The following is a 17,280-nucleotide window of genomic DNA, read 5'->3' as shown; positions in this document are numbered from 1 at the left end:
ATTCACTACTTGGAGATTTACTTACTATTCCTTCACCGCCCCCATCATCATGCCTGAGATAAAGTACCTCTGTAATATTGGATACATCACAACAATCGGCAAAGTTGTAATGACAATTGTTGCTAGTTGAACCCCTTTAGTCGTAGTTTCGATAATCGCAGATCCACCAACATTTTGCATGGATTGTGTTTGCGACTGAACAATGATTTCATAGAGCTTCATCTGCAGCGGGTAGAGCGATTGATCGGTAATATATAACTTGGTAGTCATAAAGTCGTTCCACTGCCCAACCCCGTTAAATAACGCAATGGTGGCCATAGCCGGCATGGAAAGAGGGATAAAGATTTTTAGGAAAATGCGCCAGTCACCTGCACCATCAATTTTGGCTGACTCTTCAAGTGAATCCGGTACATTTCTGAAGAAGTTCATTAGAATAACTACATCATAATAACTGAACAAGGCCGGGATAATATAAACCCAGAAGCTGTTTAAGAGGCCTAATGATTTAATCAATAAATACGTAGGGATCATTCCACCAGAGAAAAACATAGTGATTACACCCATGGCAACATACAGCTTACGTCCACGTATGTATTTCTTACTCAAGCCATAACCGATCATGGCACAAAAGAATACGTGGGTAATGACACCAATGAATGTTTTGGCAAGCGATACTACGAATGCTAAACCAATGGTCTCATCTTGAAATACAGCACGATAATTTTCCAAAGAGAACTCTGGAGACCAAAATATGAATCCGCCTTCCGCAAGCGCCTTGCCCGAACTTAAAGAGGATATGACTACATTCCATAAAGGAACGACAATAATGATTGTACAAATACAGAGCAGGATAATATTTAAGGTATTAAAGATTCGACTATCGAGATCTTCTTTAGCCACCGTACGATTCACAGAAATGCCTCCTTCTACAGAACTGATTGATTATCATTTAATTTACTGGATACTTTGTTGGCGCTAATCAGTAGGATGACTGAAACGATGGAGACACCTAAACCAACAGCAGTAGCATAAGAGAAGTCACCTTGCGTCATACCCATACGATACACATAAGAATTAATGACCTCCGCCTTAACGCGGTTCTGAGAATTCATCAATACCAGGGTTTGGTCCAGATTTGATCCTAATAAACCGCTTACAGTGAGAATCAGATTTAAACTGATAATCGGTTTCATGTTAGGAAGCGTGATATTCCAAATTTGTCTCATACGGCTTGCGCCATCTATTTTGGCAGCCTCATAATAAGTAGGATCAATTTTCGACATAATGGCTAAGTAGAGAATCGTTCCCCAACCAGCCTCTTTCCAAATATCGGATAACGTTGCAATCCACCAGTATTTATTCGCATCAAGCAAAATATTTACCGGTTTCGAAATCAGTCCCAAACTGAGCATAATCTCATTAAACATACCGGATGAGGAAAACCAGGCAATCAGCATCCCGCCGAGAACGATCCAGGACAAAAAGTGTGGTAAATAAGAGATGGTTTGCACTATCTTTTTAAAACGTCCACCACTTAATTCGTAAATCATAACGGATAAAATAATAGGAATAACAAACCCTATGGCTAATTTCAGAAAGCTGATCCCTAATGTATTGACTACAGCGTCCCAAAAATATTTATCAGATAAAATAATTCTGAAATTATCGAGCCCTACCCAAGGTGCAGAATCGAGCGTATCAATTACGGTGTAGCTTTTAAAAGCAATCGTCAATCCGTAAATCGGAATAAAACAAAAGATAATCATAAAAATAATTCCCGGGATGACCATGGATTGAATTTCCCATTGTCTCTTATAATCAATTACAAATTCTTTGACCCTCTGCCCCATAGGCTTTTTCCCGCTCATTGGATTCTTTCCGTTTGTTGGCACTACGGCTAATTTATCCACTTTTTCTTCTCCCCTCCAAATCATGATCCCCAAACAATAAAAACGTTTTTATTTTTTCGAAAAAAAAACCCTCCCAAAACAACAAAATTTTAAAAAATGATCGGGTGAAACCTTGAACCCATTACATATATGTGTTCTTACCGACCAATCTTTACTTGACTAGAACCTCTTACAACTAATTCACCCGCCAATTTCATCATCTCGCCCTGTTCCTTCTTCTGAATCATACGAACGAGGTGATTAATGGCCAAAATACCTTGTCTAGCAATTTGATTTCTTACAGTAGTTAAAGGCGGTGAGAAATATTGCGCAATATCAATATCATCAAACCCCATAACACTAACATCTAGCGGAACTTCGTATCCATGCGATTTCAAAGCTTGAATACATCCAATTGCACTCAAGTCGTTCCCTGCTAAGAAGGCATCAGGTATTTTATCAGGACTATAGTGAAGAAAAGATTTTATAGCGTTGTAAGTGCTTTCTTCTTCAAAATATCCTTGTATAATATACTCTTCATGCGTGGGTAGCTGATACTGACGCAAAGCAGCTAAGTATCCTTCTCTCCGCTGAACACTGTCGTACATCTCATCCACACCAGATATGTAAGCAATCTTTTTATGCCCTAGACTGATTAAATATTTGGTCGCTTCAAACCCCGCTTCAAAGGAATCAAATATCACGCTTCCCATCGTGTCGTTCTTAAGCGGCCGATCCAGAAATACAGCCTTGATCTTGTCTTTCACCATTGCAGCAATTTCTTCTTCGTCTATTCTCAGCTCTTCGTAGATAATGACACCATCCACTCGCCGGCCTAGAATATTGCTCATAATCACTTGTTTATCCTTGGTAACAAATACATTCAGCCCGTAACCTAGCCGATCACATTCACGCGACATGGACTCAACCAGCTTATAGAAGTATGGACCCGACACACTTGTTGTGAAAAAACCCAGCATTTTGGTTTTCCCATTCCTAAGGAGCTTACCGTTCAGGTTAGGAACATAATTTAATCGCTTCGCAACCTTAAGAACATGTGATTTCGTCTCCGGGTTCAATACATCTACGTCATTTAGCGCGTTGGAAACCGTAGAAATGGAGACTCCAGCCTCTCTGGCAACATCTTTGATCGTTACCTTTTCCATAATGATTCAATCTTCCTTTACGAATAAAAACGTTTTTATAGATTTAAATTAACATAAAAACGTTTTCATTACAATATATTTTTTATTTTTATTTTATCAGAGGTAATAATTGGTACACAAGCTTAAATTTTCTACAGAATCTTATAAAACACCTCTTCTGCAAACTCGAAATCATTCATAATACACTCTAAACATAATGTCTTGCTCGTAATTCCCAAACCCACGGCCATATATGGTTAGTCCCCCTCTTCTCCGTCCGCTATTCTCTGCCGTTAAACGAAAGGTCCACTGATCCTGCTCTACTCGTACATCCTCCAAGGTAATATCTGAGATTTGCTGGCCATCTACAAAGGTTCCACCTGTATTAATCCGCAGAACCTTCAGCAAACCATATTGGTTAACATCCGAACGCCACCAAATGGGATTTAATCGTCCTCTAGTGAGGCCAAAGTCGCCCGGACTGGTCCATTTTCCTAAATCCTGACCATTCATCATAAAGCCAATATCCGACGGCCACTTCTCATTTACATGTGGAGCTTCGGAACCTATTTCTAGCGAAATCTCAATTTCCTGCACCACTTGATCTTGAAATAGATAATTTGGAATCTTGTACTCGATAGAACCTTTCGCAAACCATACAATGCCGGCATTCACCCGTTCCGGGTCCAGAAAATAACGTGGATCATCATAATAGCCGATCAGCTTCTCAGTAGTAGCAATCCCGCAGGTAGGTAAAGCCTGAATATCGGTATATTGCCCTACAGGGATAGACACCTCAACCACCTTTCTGGCAACTCCACGGGAGCCCGATAATTTAATCTGCAGGTAATTCGCAGACAAAGAACAATATTTATAGGTCCCTCCATTTACTCGTCTCATTTTAGAACTGATCAGGCCTGCTTTTTGCAGCTTTGCTACATGAGTACTGACAATTGCACTACTAAGGTAGAGCTCCGCTGCCAGCTCTTTGATGTGCATCTCTCTGCGGTCCAGAAGTTCAATAATTCGCAGCCTAACTTCACTTGCCAGCGCTTCATACACCTGCAAGGATTCAGAATCTGTGGTTAAGTACATTTCAACGTCTCCAATGCTTATTGAATTAGTATTTTAACGAATCCTAAATTAATTCATTGCTTATTATAAGCTAAAATCAGTATCATGTAATCATAAAACAATTACTTAATTAGTGAAATCATTAATTCAACTAGAGGGAGCTGTACACTCATGCCGATTAAATCGACAATGATTATTGACAAAGATTTCAGACTAGCTGAAGTAGACCCGCGGATTTACGGCTCATTTATCGAACATTTAGGAAGAGCAGTTTACGGTGGCATTTATGACCCGGGTCACCCTACTGCGGATCAGAATGGTTTTCGGAACGATGCCATCGAAGCTATTCGTGCCTTAAACGTTCCTATCATCCGTTATCCTGGAGGCAACTTTGTATCCGGTTACAATTGGGAAGATGGGGTTGGACCCAAGCACGAACGCAAGCAATCTCTTGAATTAGCTTGGTGGACCACGGAAACCAATCAAGTGGGTACCAACGAATTTGCAGATTGGGCTAAGCTCGTAGGCAGCGAAGTCATGATGGCAGTTAACCTTGGAACACGCGGCATCGATGCAGCTAGAAATCTAGTAGAGTACTGCAATCATCCTTCCGGCTCCTACTACAGTGACCTGCGGATCTCTCATGGGTATAAAGAGCCTCACGCTTTTAAGACCTGGTGCCTCGGAAATGAAATGGATGGTCCGTGGCAGATTGGAGCTAAAACCGCGGTCGAATATGGACGGTTAGCGAACGAAACTGCAAAAGCTATGCGCTGGGTCGATCCAACGCTTGAGCTTGTGGCTTGTGGCAGCTCCGGCAGCGGCATGGACACTTTTGCCGAGTGGGAAGCTACCGTGCTTGATCTTTCTTATGATAATGTGGACTATTTATCACTGCATACGTACTACAATAACAACAATGACGACACGCCTAACTTCCTAGCCCGCTCTATGGATTTGGATCATTTCATCAGCAGTGTGGCTGCCACCTGTGATTATGTTCAAGCGAAGAAAAAGAGCAAAAAGAAAATTAATCTGTCGCTCGATGAATGGAATGTATGGAAATCACAAGGCAGCAGCCGTGCCGAACAACATTGGCAGATCGCACCGCCAGAATTCGAAGATGTGTACACACTTGAAGATGCACTTGTTGTGGGCTGCTGTCTTATTTCATTGTTGAAGCATGCTGATCGTGTGAAAATGGCCTGCTTAGCGCAGCTGATCAATGTAATCGCCCCAATTATGACTGAAAATGGCGGACCGCTTTGGCTGCAGACTACTTATTATCCGTACCTGCATGCTTCCCTTTATGGTCGTGGAACCGTACTTCACCCGCTGATTTCCAGCCCTAAATACGATTCCAAAGATTTCACTGATGTGCCTTACTTGGAAGCCATTAGTGTATACAACGAAGAGCTGAATGAAGTAACCGTCTTCGCTGTAAACCGCCATTTATCCGAAGGACTAGAGCTCGACGTGGATCTGCGCAGCTTCAGTTCCGTAAACATTATTGAACATATTGTACTGGAACATGAAGATATAAAAGCTGTAAATACCAAATCCAATCCTCATAACGTGATGCCTAGCCAAGGCAAAGCCGTTGTTGAGAGTGGACATGTAAAAGCCCTTCTCGCAAAAGCTTCCTGGAATGTGATTCGTCTGCGGGTGAACGGCTAAGCTAACTTGTAATAGTCATAGAAATGCCCCCATGAATCTTTAATAAGCCATCGATTCATGGGGGCGTCTTCGTTATTTTATTCTGAAAATTGTCACGGATTGCTTCGGAAACTCATAACTAAAGCTGCTTCCTTCTGTCTTAAAGCTGGTTTGTTTCGGAGAGACCTGCTGCTTATTCTCGAAGTTATTTTCGTCCTCAAGCGGGTATCCCGACATTTCATAGACTTCGATGGTCAGTGCTTCTTTTGCCAAAGATTCCAGTACAACCTCAGCAGAAACGCTGTTCTCTTGTACGTTTACAGTCTTGAGGATAATATCCCCCGTTAAATCTTCCACACTTGCCGTGTAATACAGCGGTTCGATGACCGGAAGTTTATCTTCTGTCTCATTCACCAGTTCTCCGTTAATAAAAGTACGGATCTGTCTGCCCACTACTTCTAGCTTAAGATCGTATTCTACATCTGTTTCAACCGTAAACATAGCATGCGTCAGAACAGAATTTCTTTCGTTGATAATTGAGGCCACAATCGAATCCTGATTCTGCCAGCCACCCAGCTCCCAGTACAAATGATTCTGATCATCCGCTTTACCAAAATAAAAGATAAACCCTTTATTTCCTGCAGTTCGTGTAGCCTTAAAATGCAAAGTATAGTTTTCCCACTCTGTCTCACCAAGCTCTAGTGTCCGTTTAGCCGTTCTGTTCTGAGCAGGGTCAGGCAGATTTGAAACTTCCTCTGATAAGTCAGAATACGTTTTCACTTCTCCCGTAATATTGTTGACTAAGGTGATCTCGGAGAAACGAGCAGCAGAGGCATCCACACCGAAACTGACGGCTCCAGTGATCGCTTCCTTTCTGCTTTCCTTCGGTGCCGTGAAGCCATCTGCTTCCATCTTCAGCAAATGATCTCCCTGATGGTTCATGAATAGCTTTTGCACATAATAGTTTGCCGTTCCGTACACTTCATGATTATTGAACCAGATCATATCCGGCTTCCAGTTAATATAATCCACATTACAGAGCATTGGAGCATAACAAGCTAAGCCAACGGCATGGGCATTATTTTGCAGACCTGTCATAAATGCTGCTTCCACCAATGCATTGTAATAGGTATTGCCCCATGAGGCATATTCACCGAGGAATACCTTTGGCTCATCGGCTTTGAAATCATCATAACGATGATGATTAGCCAGGAACCATTCAGGTGTACAGTAATAATGCTCGTCTACGAGGTCAGACTTGTTCTCTTTTGCCGACGTCCAGCCCCGTTCATATTCCTGGCCGGCAGAGAACGGGCCACTAGAATTAATGACCTTGATTTCCGGATATTTTGCTTTGATGGCTTGATGAAAGTAAGGATATCTCTCGAAAAAGGGTGCACCTACCTCTTCATTCCCAATGCCGACATACTCCAGCCCAAAAGGCTCAGGGTGACCCAGTTCTGCACGAATGCCTCCCCACTTCGTGGAAGAATCCCCCTTGGCGAATTCAATTAAATCCAAAGCATCCTCAATCCAAGGCGTTAATTCATCCAGCGGTACCATCCGTTTATGATGCGGGTCGTAGCCGCCCGGAAGAACGGGGATCGGCTTAGCTCCAATATCCTCACAGAACTGAAAATATTCATAATAACCTAACCCAAGCGTTTGATTATATGACCAGTTATTGCGTCTTGCCGGTCTTTGTGCAACATCCCCAATCGTATTCTTCCATCTGTACATGGAGTCTCTGTCATCTGGATCCAAGGAACCGTCATGCACCAGACATCCTCCTGGGAACCGCATAAATTTAGGTTTTAAATCAGCGAGCAGCAGCGAAATATCTTCACGCATGCCTCCGGGTCTATTCTTAAAGGTCTTCTCAGGAAACAGGGAAACCATATCCAGATATACCTTCCCGTTACCTTTGGTAACGATTACAAGACGACTGCTTGTGTCCGTGCTATTAGCTGTAATAACGGCTTCATATCGGGTCCATTCAGAGCTGCTTACGGCGATCTCCACTTCACCAAGAATGGTGCCGTCTGTGCTTTCGATGTTTACGGTAAGCGGCACATCAAAGCTTGTCTCCCGGCGGGCATACACCGAGAAGTTATAATTCTCGCCTTCTTTTACCGGAATACCACTGTTAAAGCCTAGATTCATCAGGCCAACGCCGTCACCTTCAGCCACAATATCGATGGCAACATAATGTTGGTTACGATCATTTAAGGGCTTGCTGTCTTCTACAGAGATATTTACCTTTCCATCTCCACGTTCTACAGGCTCCCAAGCCATCAGCGCATGATAATCTGCCCGGTCAATCGGGTCGAATTCAAAAGATCGGTTCTGAACTAGTTCAGCGTAAAGCCCACCATCGGCCGCATGATTCAAATCCTCGAAGAAAATACCGAATAGATCGCCTAACTCCGCCCCCCGCTGCTGCGTATGTATCGTCAATTTTCCTTCTGTCTTCATTCTTTTGTCTTCCTCCTTGTGAATTCCAATTTGATTTATATTTATATTACTTAGTTCATATCAATATAAATCATTATAATAACTCCTCTCTATATTCGTCAATTCAAAAACGAAAAACTGACACCGAATACCCCTCGCTCGATGTCAGTTCACACTAGGAATCCCCCTAGTATAGGTTATAAAGAATACGTAAATTGATAGCTGCCCGAACCTAATTGAAGTCTCACTCCGTTATCGACCAAGCTGATGCTGTGCACGCCTCTGGACTGCTCCACAGGAACTTCATTTTCTAATAACCCTAGTTGATTGGCTCCAGGCAGAACGACAATACCGTTGGTATTGGCAGGAATCGTAACGTGAATCATCATTCCATCATCCTCTGATCGCCGCCACGCTGACTCTACTTTTCCGTACATGGTTTCAAGACTAGCTTCTGCGTAATCCAGACCGGGGCCAGGCTGTGGCTTGATATGAACGATTTTGAAACCAGGCTCCAACTCATCAGTTCCGATTCCTGCAACGTAACGATACAACCATTCACCTATTGCGCCATAGGCGTAATGATTGAAGGAATTCATATCTGCACTCCAGAAGCTGCCGTCCTCCTTGATCCCATCCCAATGCTCCCAAATCGTAGTCGCACCTTTCGTCACCTGATACAGCCAGGATGGATAATCCTTTTGAAAAAGAAGCTTATACGCGAGTTCATTATTTCCAATCTCGCTGAGCACAGGATTCAGATATGGTGTGCCCACGAATCCAGTAGTCAGATGATCCTTAGCTTCAGCAATCAGCTCAGTTAGCTTCTGAATTGCACGTTCTTTGGCGACCCCTTCTATAAGATCGAAACGTAGGGCTAATATCTGTGCAGTCTGGGTAGAGACGGACAACCTTCCCGCAGGTGTTATGAACTCATTACTGAATGCTTTTATAATTTTGGCGTGCAGCTCACTATAATAGTCCACGTCCTCCGATTTTTCTAAGGCTATTGCCGCTTTTAAAGTAAGAGAAACGGAATAGGCATAAAAAGCGGTGGCGACATAATCCCGATCTGTAGCTCCCACATAGCTGTCTGGCTTGGAATCAAGCGCTAGCCAATCGCCGAAATGAAAGCCAGTATTCCACAGATAAGGGTTACTTCCCTGTGCATAGATATATGAAATCCATTGCTTCATGCTCTCGTATTGCTCTGCAAGCAGCCTTTTGTCGCCGTACATTTCATAGATTGTCCATGGACAGATCGTAGCTGCATCCCCCCAGGCTGCAGAAGAATGGTTAGTATCTCCGTCGCCAGGAGGCGCTGCTCTCAGCTCTGGAATAAAAAACGGAATGCCGCCCTCAGGGGTTTGGTCTGCCTTCAAATCCCGTAACCATTTCGTAAAGAAAGGTGCCGTATTCATCAAATAGGAGGCTGTTCGGACAAACATCTGAGCATCCCCCGTCCAGCCGAGCCGCTCATCACGCTGTGGACAATCAGTGGGCACATCGAGGAAATTCCCTTTTTGCCCCCACAGGATATTGTGATGCAGTTGATTCACAAGTGGATCTGAGCACTGAAAATCACCCGTACGTTCCATATTAGAGTGCATCACAATTCCTGTGAAATCCTCTAGTTGAAGATCTGCTGAGAACCCACTAAGCTTCACATACCGAAAGCCTTGGAAGGTGAAATGCGGTTCATACGTCTCTTGCTCCCCACCTTTCAGAGTATAGCGGATGCACTGTTTCGCTTTACGCATATTCTCCGTGTAGAAATTTCCGTCCCGGTCTAATATTTCAGCATGCTGAAGTTCTACCATCTGACCAGATTGACCTTTTACATTAAATTTTAACCACCCTACTATGTTCTGGCCCATGTCCAGCACTCTATCTCCCTGCGGGGTAGTCAGCAGTGCAATCGGCTTCAAGGTTTCAACTTGTGTCACTGGCACATTTTCCTGGGCAACGATGATCGCTTTGGAATAATTAATAATCTCCACTGGATGCCAACCTTCTGATGAAGGATCGGTGATATCCAGCTCCAGCCGAGCATCATAGGTTTCACCATTATAAATTTCAGACATCATAATTGCGCTTTTTGCAGCCTGCCAATTCTGATCTGAGCTAATAAGCTCATTTGAACCGTCTGCATACCGGATATGAAGCTCCAGTAGAAGTGAAGTCTTTGATCCATAAATCTCCTTTTGATTATCCCAGCCCAAATACCCTCTGTACCAACCATTGCCCAACAGTGCGCCTAACGCATTCGCACCTTCATGCAGAAGCTTTGTGACATCATAAGTTTGATATTGCAGCCTCTTACTGTAACTGGTCCAGCCTGGAGTAAAATAATGATCTCCCACCCGACTTCCGTTCAGCTGCAGTTCATACAAGCCCAAAGCAGTAGCATAAATCCTTGCACTTTCCACTGGACCTTTTACATCCACGAATGTACGAAGCTGTGGGCAAATCTCAGAATCTTGTGAAAAAGAGGCTGTAGGAGCGCTGATCCACTCCGCCTGCCAATTCCCTGCATCTAATAGTCCGGTTTCAAAAAATGCAACCTCAGACCAACCCGAGTCTATTGCATTCTGATTCCATGCCCGAACCCGATAATAATAACGCGTGCGAGCTTCCAGCAGCAGACCTTCAAGCTCAACATGGATCGATTGAGAAGACTTTACTTCCTCTGTATCCCATAGCTTGCCTTGAAAAAGCATATTCTCCGCCACTTGAATTTGATAAGCAGACTGCATGCAGTCCCTGTCATCTGAAACTAACTGCCAACTGATTCTGGGTCTGATCACATCAATTCCTAGCGGATTTTCTTTGTACTCACAACGAAGCTTAGTGATTGCGAACATATAGATAAAACCTCCTTCTATAGCGACAAATTAGTCTTTGCCCTATAATTATAGCTGGGTTACCGCTTTCATCACCCGGTAAAAAGGACATCATATCCCTGCAATCATGCCATGAATCTGGAAGGGGCAATTCAATATGCAACGAACCACCGAGTTGTTCAAAAATGAAATCTTTTTTCAAAACGATCTGCATCTGCTCGTTAACCGCTATTCAGAGAACTTCCACGCCCCTTTTCATGCTCATGAATTTATTGAGTATTGCTATGTAGCTGAAGGAAGAGGTTTTCATCACCTTGAAAATGAGATCTTTCCCGTTAGAAAAGGAATGCTGTTCGTGATTCCTGTAGGTGCCCCCCATGTGTTCCGTCCAGCATCTTCTGATACTTTAGGGAATCGCCTGATCGTCTATAACTGCCTTTTTGATATGCAAATGGTGGAGCAATTAAATATCGTCCTTCAAGAGCCATCTATCCGGGAGCACCTAGCCACTCTTGGGAGTAGCAGCTCATCTTACTTTTCCGTCTCAGATAGAGATGGCTCTATTGAGCGCTTAATGCTGAATTTATATCATGAAATGTCGGTATCCGGTATGGGCTCCAAAACAATGCTTTACACCCTCTTAAGTCAATTAATCATAGCAGTGTACAGGCAAAAATACGGAGAAGATGACAAATCTACGATGGATATGGCAGACTTCACGCAAGTCATTCAATACCTAGAGCATAATCTGTCGGAAAAGATTACACTTGCCGAATTAGCCCGTATTTCACAGTGGAGCAGCAGGCATCTTCAGCGCATGTTCCACAAGCATACTGGCCAGTCCTTTGGGACCTACTTGAAGAATCTGCGAATGCATAAAAGCTGTGAATTGCTGCGTACTTCTGGACATAAAATTAATATGATTGCCGAGCTAGTTGGTTACCGTGACATCGACTCCTTTAACGCTGTATTCAAAAAAATAGTCGGCCAGACACCCATCGCGTACCGCAAGCTCTACAGATCATAAAAAGGCCGATGTCGTATGAACATCCATACAACATCGGCCCTATTAATTTATTGATTAGTGATCTGTTTAAGTAAAAACTCAACAAAATCAGTTGATTTAGTCTTACTGTCATCTTGTCCTAACGTTCCGACGATCATCTGATTTGAATGGATAGGGAGTTCTGTAGCAAAATCCGTATCTGTGATATCTATGCCAGTAATCAGCTCTTGACCACTCTCCGGGTTAGTCATACGTTTCAGACGGTTATCATCAAGAGGAAGTCCTGCGGATTTAATAAACGACTCCAGATTTTGCAGTCCCGACTGCTGGCCAATCCATTCAAAAGTAGCATCATCCATAATCAGGATATCCGGATGATCGGCTGCCAGCATCGCCATAGCCCGCTGCATATAGCTCATATCCAAGGCTCCACCGTCCGTCCCACCTGTTGAGGGTAGATAAACGATTTCTGCCTCCACTCTCTTCCAAGCCGGGTAACGTTTGATGATTTCTTGTTTTAGCTCTTCATTCTTACCTGACGAGTCCTGAGATTCATAGTTGCCTAGGAACATGATTCGAACATCTACCGGTGGGAGCGTAGCTTCATATTTTCTTTCCTGCCATTGATCATAGAGCGCTTTCCCTCCAAAGATAACTACCAGCAGCACGATAATAGAAATAATAGTGTGCGTTTTGTAGAGGCGAAAGAAATTCTCCGATTTACGTGCTACGCCGGACATGGCTCCCCACTTCTCCAGCCGCTTGTCCTCTGCTTCCTGAATCTCCTTCTGATCCAAGCCATCTAGGATGGTTTTGTAAGCGCGGAATTCCTCTTCATAAGCTGCAACCTCATCTTCAGTCGAATTCGATCGACGGCGTTTCAAATGCATATCTAACCTTTTGTTCAATTCCTCCCGGGTAACGTCTTCAGGCAAGTTCAAACGCTCATAGGCTTGCTTTAGCTTCTCATTCAAAATGATGTCTCCTTCCTGATGCTTTTCGTCATTTCAGATCGTTAATTTGGTTCTATGTATTGAATTCTTGTGGCAGTAAAAGTATGGGCTAAGCCGCAAAAAAAACATCGCAGGAACTCAAGTAAACTATATCATGTTGTGCTAGACGGTAACAAGTAAGCGTTTATCTAATCCAAACCATGCAGCTGCTTAAATTGCTCAGGACTCATCCCTGTCAATCTTTTAAACACCAAACAAAAGTAACTAGCATTATCAAAACCCACTAGCTGGGCAATTTCATACATTTTTTTATCGCGTCCATTAAACATAAGCTGTTTACTCAAATTGATACGTTGCTTATTGATATAGGTTACAGGTCGATCATGAATTGTTTTTTGAAAAAGCCTGCATAAATACTGTGGCGATACAGAAATAATCTCCGCCAGCTCCTTTAAAGGAAGCGTCCTATGCAGATTGCTCTCAATATAACGCAGCACCGGCTTAATTCGCTCCAATTCATGTGCCTCATTCAGAGGCGATACTAGCTTTCTTTTTAAATCCAGAAGCAATGCATAAAGATGTTTAGATCGTGCCAAATTAGTCTCCAGCTCATTGCTATCTGGCAGCATAAGGATTTGCTTTAGAGGATTGAGCCATTGATCTTCTTTTAATCTAGCAGGACCAGACTCGCGGATGCCCGCATAGAGCAGCATTTGACCAACCTCTCTGCCATTGAACGAGACCCATGATACCTTCCATTCCTTCCCACTGATAGGGGCATACGAATGAGGAATATCCGGGAACAAAAAGAACACATCACCTGGACCCACGAGATATCGGTTCTCATGAATGATAAGCTCTCCCTTACCTTCGTGAATCTGATGTATTTGATAGTCTGGAAAGCCTGCAGGACGTATAGTTTCTGGCTGATGCTCCCAAAATCCAAGGGTTGTAGCATAAAGCGGCAGCATGATTACATCTTCTGTTTGGCAAAAAATAATTTTGCTCTCCATAAAAAGTCCTCGTTTCATATTTTGTTATCTGGGACTAAAATTCTTTTATTTATCCTAACATTACTTCAACTTATAATATGAATATAATAACATTACAATGATTATAAAGGAGATCAACTCATGCGAGCAAAGTTTGTCTACCAGCCACCTGCTAACGGTTATCCGGAATGGAATAACAACCCAGAGACTTTTGAATTGAATCGATTGGATGCACATGCCTCCATGATCCCTTACCGTAGCTTATCCCAAGCGCTAACTAACGATAAAGAAACCTCACCTTTCTACCAAACCCTCAATGGGCTTTGGAAATTCGCTTTTTCCGAAACACCGGATCAACGAATTGTGGATTTCTATAAAACCGATTTTGATTGCAGTACTTGGGATACAATTCCTGTACCGTCCCACTGGCAGTTCCAAGGTTACGACTACCCACAATATACAAATCTCCGGTATCCTTGGGCGGAATCCGAGCCAGAGCTTAAAGCCCCCTTTGCCCCAACAAAATATAATCCAGTAGGCTCTTATCTACGAACCTTTACTGTACCTGAGTCTTGGAACGGTCAACCGGTATACCTAAGCTTTCAGGGTGTTGAATCCGCTTTCTACGTCTGGGTAAACGGTGAACTTGTCGGGTACTGTGAAGATACATTTACTCCATCAGAATTCGATATCACCCCATATTTAGTGGCAGGGGACAACAAACTAGCTGTCGAGGTTTATCGTTGGTGTGATGCCAGCTGGCTAGAGGATCAGGATTTCTGGCGCCTGAGCGGTATTTTTCGGGAAGTCTATCTTTATTCTGCTCCTTCCGTTCATATTGCTGATTATTTCGTCCACACAGATCTGGATGAAAACTTCGTACATGCGGATTTAAATGTAGATATCAAGGTGGAAAATTATTTTAACGAGCAAAGCCCATATACACTGCAAATGCAGCTTTACAATAAAGAGGGCCAGCCTGTTTGGGAGACTCCTATCTCCGCTACGGGTTCCTTTGAGCAAGAAGGCGTTCAACAACTCAAGCTTTCTGCCCCGGTTGAGCAGCCTTTTAAATGGAGTGCTGAAACCCCTTATCTTTATACCTTAGTTCTGTCTATAAATGACAGCAACGGGCATACACAAGAAACGGTCAGCTGTAAGGTTGGATTCCGCAAGTTCGAGATTAAAGACGGACTTATGAAGATCAATGGCAAAAGAATCGTACTCAAAGGTGTCAATCGCCACGAATTCTCTTGCGACACAGGTCGTGCTTTAGCCAAAGAAGATATGCTGCGCGACATCCAATTAATGAAAACACATAATATTAATGCTGTTCGAACCTCCCATTACCCGAATCAGTCTGTCTGGTACGAGTTATGTGATGAATACGGATTATATGTGATTGACGAAACTAATCTGGAAACTCACGGCACCTGGGCATACAGCCAAGAAGGGTTGAATGACGGGAATGTCCCTGGAAGCAAACCGGAATGGCGGGCCAATGTCATTGACCGCTGCAACTCCATGATGCAAAGGGATAAAAACCACCCTTCAGTCATCATTTGGTCTCTCGGCAATGAATCTTTCGGAGGCGACAATTTTATCGCTATGCACGACTACCTGAGAGAAATCGATCCTTCGCGGCCGGTTCATTATGAGGGAATCTTCCACTGTAGAGAATCGGAAGCAGCAAGTGACATAGAATCTACTATGTACATTAAACCGCAGGATGTTGAAAAATATGCGCTTAATAATCCGAAAAAGCCTTATATCCTCTGCGAATACAGTCATGCCATGGGCAATTCATGCGGTGGGCTGCACTTATACTGTGACTTGTTCGACAAATATGATATTGTTCAAGGTGCATTCATTTGGGATTGGGTAGATCAAGCCATTCGGACCCACACCTCCGAGGGAATTGAATATCTCGCTTATGGCGGGGACTTTGGTGAATCGCCTCATGATGGCAACTTTAGTGGCAACGGATTGCTTTTTGCTGATCGTACGGTTACTCCTAAGCTCTTTGAGGTCAAAAAATGTTATCAAAATATTAAAGTAACGGCTGAAAATATCCTAGAAGGACTCTTCCAGATTCGCAATTCCTTCTTATTTACCAACTTAAAGGAATACGATCTCAAATGGGAAGTTCGTTTAGACGGAGTAACTGCACAAGAAGGCTTGCTGAAGATCTCATGTGCACCAGGTGAGAACATTTCATGCAAAGTTCCTTACGAGCTGGATTCACTGCGTGGCAATCATGAAGCAGTTCTGAATCTTTCCTTTATTCAGCCTTCAGCAACTATATGGGCAGAAGCTAATCACGAAATCGCTTGGGAACAGTTCATTCTGTCACCCCGTTTTGTAACCAATACCTCAAAGACAATCGCAGAACCACTGCGTGTCAGCGAGCTTGAGAATGTTTTGAATGTACAAGGTGATAATTTCGAACTGAGCTTTAGTACCACTACGGGTGATCTGAACTCTTATCGTTCCTCAGGCAAAGAACGTCTGCTTGAACCTGTAAGAGCTAACTTCTGGAGAGCAGTCACTGATAATGATTGTGGTAATAAATTGCCACAGCGGTGTGCAGTATGGAAGCAGGCATCGCATAAACAACACTTAATCAGCTTTACATTTAGAACCGAAGGCTCTCTCTGTTTCGTCTCTGCCAGCTACCTTCTGGCTACAAGTCCGGATTCCACGCTTCGGGTCCAGTACGTGATTCGTGCTGACGGGACTTTAGAGATCACGCAAGAATTGAGTCCGGGCAGCAGCGTTCTGCCAGAAATCCCAGAGTTCGGAATGATGTTCGTTCTAGATGGAAGTCTTGATACCCTGTCATGGTACGGCCGCGGACCTCATGAGAATTATTGGGATAGACAAACCGGAGCCCCACTTGGACGTTACACTGGTAAGGTCAGTGATCAATTCACACCTTATCTCAAACCTCAAGAGTGCGGCAACAAGACTGATGTCAGATTCGCTTCAATTACAGAGGGCAACGATGGAACAGGATTCTATTTTGAAAGTGCAACGCCTATCGAAGTTAATGCCCTGCCTTGGAAGCCTGAAGAACTGGAAGCCCATGACCACGTCTATAAATTGCCAGTTTCGAACAAAAGCGTACTAAGAGTTAACTACAAGCAAATGGGTGTTGGCGGGGACGACAGCTGGGGCGCACCAACTCACGAAGAGTTCACTCTGCCGGCTAATCGCCCGTACATCTTCCGTTTCACTGTCTCACTGCTCTAATCTCTTCCACTTATAA

11 protein-coding genes are annotated in these 17,280 nt (G+C 43.5%); 3 read left to right on the top strand and 8 right to left on the bottom strand.

Annotated elements, in window-relative coordinates; genetic code table 11:
- Positions 1-24: 24 nt before the first annotated feature.
- The 4 genes from NST94_RS10770 to NST94_RS10755 all read right to left on the bottom strand — a co-directional run bounded on the left by NST94_RS10770 (position 25) and on the right by NST94_RS10755 (position 4,129).
- A complete protein-coding gene (locus NST94_RS10770; protein ID WP_036689738.1) occupies positions 25-912 on the bottom strand; it encodes a carbohydrate ABC transporter permease in 888 nt (295 codons plus the stop codon).
- Positions 913-926: 14 nt separating this feature from the next.
- Positions 927-1,868 carry an ABC transporter permease subunit gene (locus NST94_RS10765; RefSeq protein ID WP_036689816.1) on the bottom strand — a complete coding sequence of 314 codons (942 nt, stop codon included), beginning with the start codon at positions 1,866-1,868 and terminating at the stop codon, positions 927-929.
- Between the two features lie 179 nt (positions 1,869-2,047).
- Entirely contained in the window at positions 2,048-3,055 is a 1,008-nt protein-coding gene (locus tag NST94_RS10760) for a LacI family DNA-binding transcriptional regulator (RefSeq protein WP_036689737.1), read from the bottom strand.
- Between the two features lie 171 nt (positions 3,056-3,226).
- Positions 3,227-4,129: an ArsR family transcriptional regulator gene (locus tag NST94_RS10755; protein ID WP_076130581.1), complete on the bottom strand. Its 903-nt coding sequence runs from the start codon at positions 4,127-4,129 to the stop codon at positions 3,227-3,229.
- 150 nt (positions 4,130-4,279) lie between these two features.
- On the opposite strand from NST94_RS10755, the gene NST94_RS10750 reads away from it, so the two are divergent.
- A complete protein-coding gene (locus tag NST94_RS10750) occupies positions 4,280-5,785 on the top strand; it encodes an alpha-N-arabinofuranosidase (protein ID WP_076187265.1) in 1,506 nt (501 codons plus the stop codon).
- 72 nt (positions 5,786-5,857) lie between these two features.
- On the opposite strand, the gene NST94_RS10745 is transcribed toward NST94_RS10750, so the two are convergent.
- Both NST94_RS10745 and NST94_RS10740 read right to left on the bottom strand, forming a co-directional pair.
- Entirely contained in the window at positions 5,858-8,239 is a 2,382-nt protein-coding gene (locus NST94_RS10745) for an alpha-L-arabinofuranosidase C-terminal domain-containing protein (RefSeq protein ID WP_076303050.1), read from the bottom strand.
- A gap of 176 nt (positions 8,240-8,415) precedes the next feature.
- Complete coding sequence (locus NST94_RS10740) at positions 8,416-11,082, bottom strand: family 78 glycoside hydrolase catalytic domain (RefSeq protein ID WP_339281955.1); 2,667 nt, start codon at positions 11,080-11,082, stop codon at positions 8,416-8,418.
- Positions 11,083-11,218: 136 nt separating this feature from the next.
- Here NST94_RS10740 and NST94_RS10735 point away from each other — a divergent pair, with 136 nt between their 5' ends.
- Positions 11,219-12,088, top strand: a complete 870-nt coding sequence (locus NST94_RS10735; protein WP_076130584.1) for an AraC family transcriptional regulator — start codon at positions 11,219-11,221, stop codon at positions 12,086-12,088.
- A 47-nt stretch (positions 12,089-12,135) separates the two neighbouring features.
- Here the strand turns inward: NST94_RS10735 and NST94_RS10730 are convergent, their stop codons facing one another.
- Entirely contained in the window at positions 12,136-13,041 is a 906-nt protein-coding gene (locus NST94_RS10730) for a hypothetical protein (protein WP_076130585.1), read from the bottom strand.
- 167 nt (positions 13,042-13,208) lie between these two features.
- Positions 13,209-14,033, bottom strand: coding sequence for an AraC family transcriptional regulator (locus tag NST94_RS10725; protein ID WP_076143215.1), 825 nt, complete (start codon positions 14,031-14,033; stop codon positions 13,209-13,211).
- Between the two features lie 120 nt (positions 14,034-14,153).
- Here NST94_RS10725 and NST94_RS10720 point away from each other — a divergent pair, with 120 nt between their 5' ends.
- Positions 14,154-17,264: a glycoside hydrolase family 2 TIM barrel-domain containing protein gene (locus NST94_RS10720; protein ID WP_339281954.1), complete on the top strand. Its 3,111-nt coding sequence runs from the start codon at positions 14,154-14,156 to the stop codon at positions 17,262-17,264.
- Positions 17,265-17,280 lie beyond the last annotated feature (16 nt).

It is taken from the genome of Paenibacillus sp. FSL H8-0282, from assembly GCF_037963825.1.
Classification (GTDB): Bacteria; Bacillota; Bacilli; order Paenibacillales; family Paenibacillaceae; genus Paenibacillus_AQ; species Paenibacillus_AQ odorifer.
The sequence above is the reverse complement of the archived record's forward strand: the minus strand, read 5'-3'. Positions and strand labels throughout refer to the sequence as shown.

What these genes read in the sequence shown, in the direction of transcription:
- NST94_RS10765 (WP_036689816.1), bottom strand. Translation starts at nt 1,868, where the DNA reads ATGAGCGGGAAAAAGCCTATGGGGCAGAGGGTCAAAGAATTTGTAATT.
- NST94_RS10760 (WP_036689737.1), bottom strand. Translation starts at nt 3,055, where the DNA reads ATGGAAAAGGTAACGATCAAAGATGTTGCCAGAGAGGCTGGAGTCTCC.
- NST94_RS10755 (WP_076130581.1), bottom strand. Translation starts at nt 4,129, where the DNA reads ATGTACTTAACCACAGATTCTGAATCCTTGCAGGTGTATGAAGCGCTG.
- NST94_RS10750 (WP_076187265.1), top strand. Translation starts at nt 4,280, where the DNA reads ATGCCGATTAAATCGACAATGATTATTGACAAAGATTTCAGACTAGCT.
- NST94_RS10745 (WP_076303050.1), bottom strand. Translation starts at nt 8,239, where the DNA reads ATGAAGACAGAAGGAAAATTGACGATACATACGCAGCAGCGGGGGGCG.
- NST94_RS10740 (WP_339281955.1), bottom strand. Translation starts at nt 11,082, where the DNA reads ATGTTCGCAATCACTAAGCTTCGTTGTGAGTACAAAGAAAATCCGCTA.
- NST94_RS10735 (WP_076130584.1), top strand. Translation starts at nt 11,219, where the DNA reads ATGCAACGAACCACCGAGTTGTTCAAAAATGAAATCTTTTTTCAAAAC.
- NST94_RS10725 (WP_076143215.1), bottom strand. Translation starts at nt 14,033, where the DNA reads ATGGAGAGCAAAATTATTTTTTGCCAAACAGAAGATGTAATCATGCTG.
- NST94_RS10720 (WP_339281954.1), top strand. Translation starts at nt 14,154, where the DNA reads ATGCGAGCAAAGTTTGTCTACCAGCCACCTGCTAACGGTTATCCGGAA.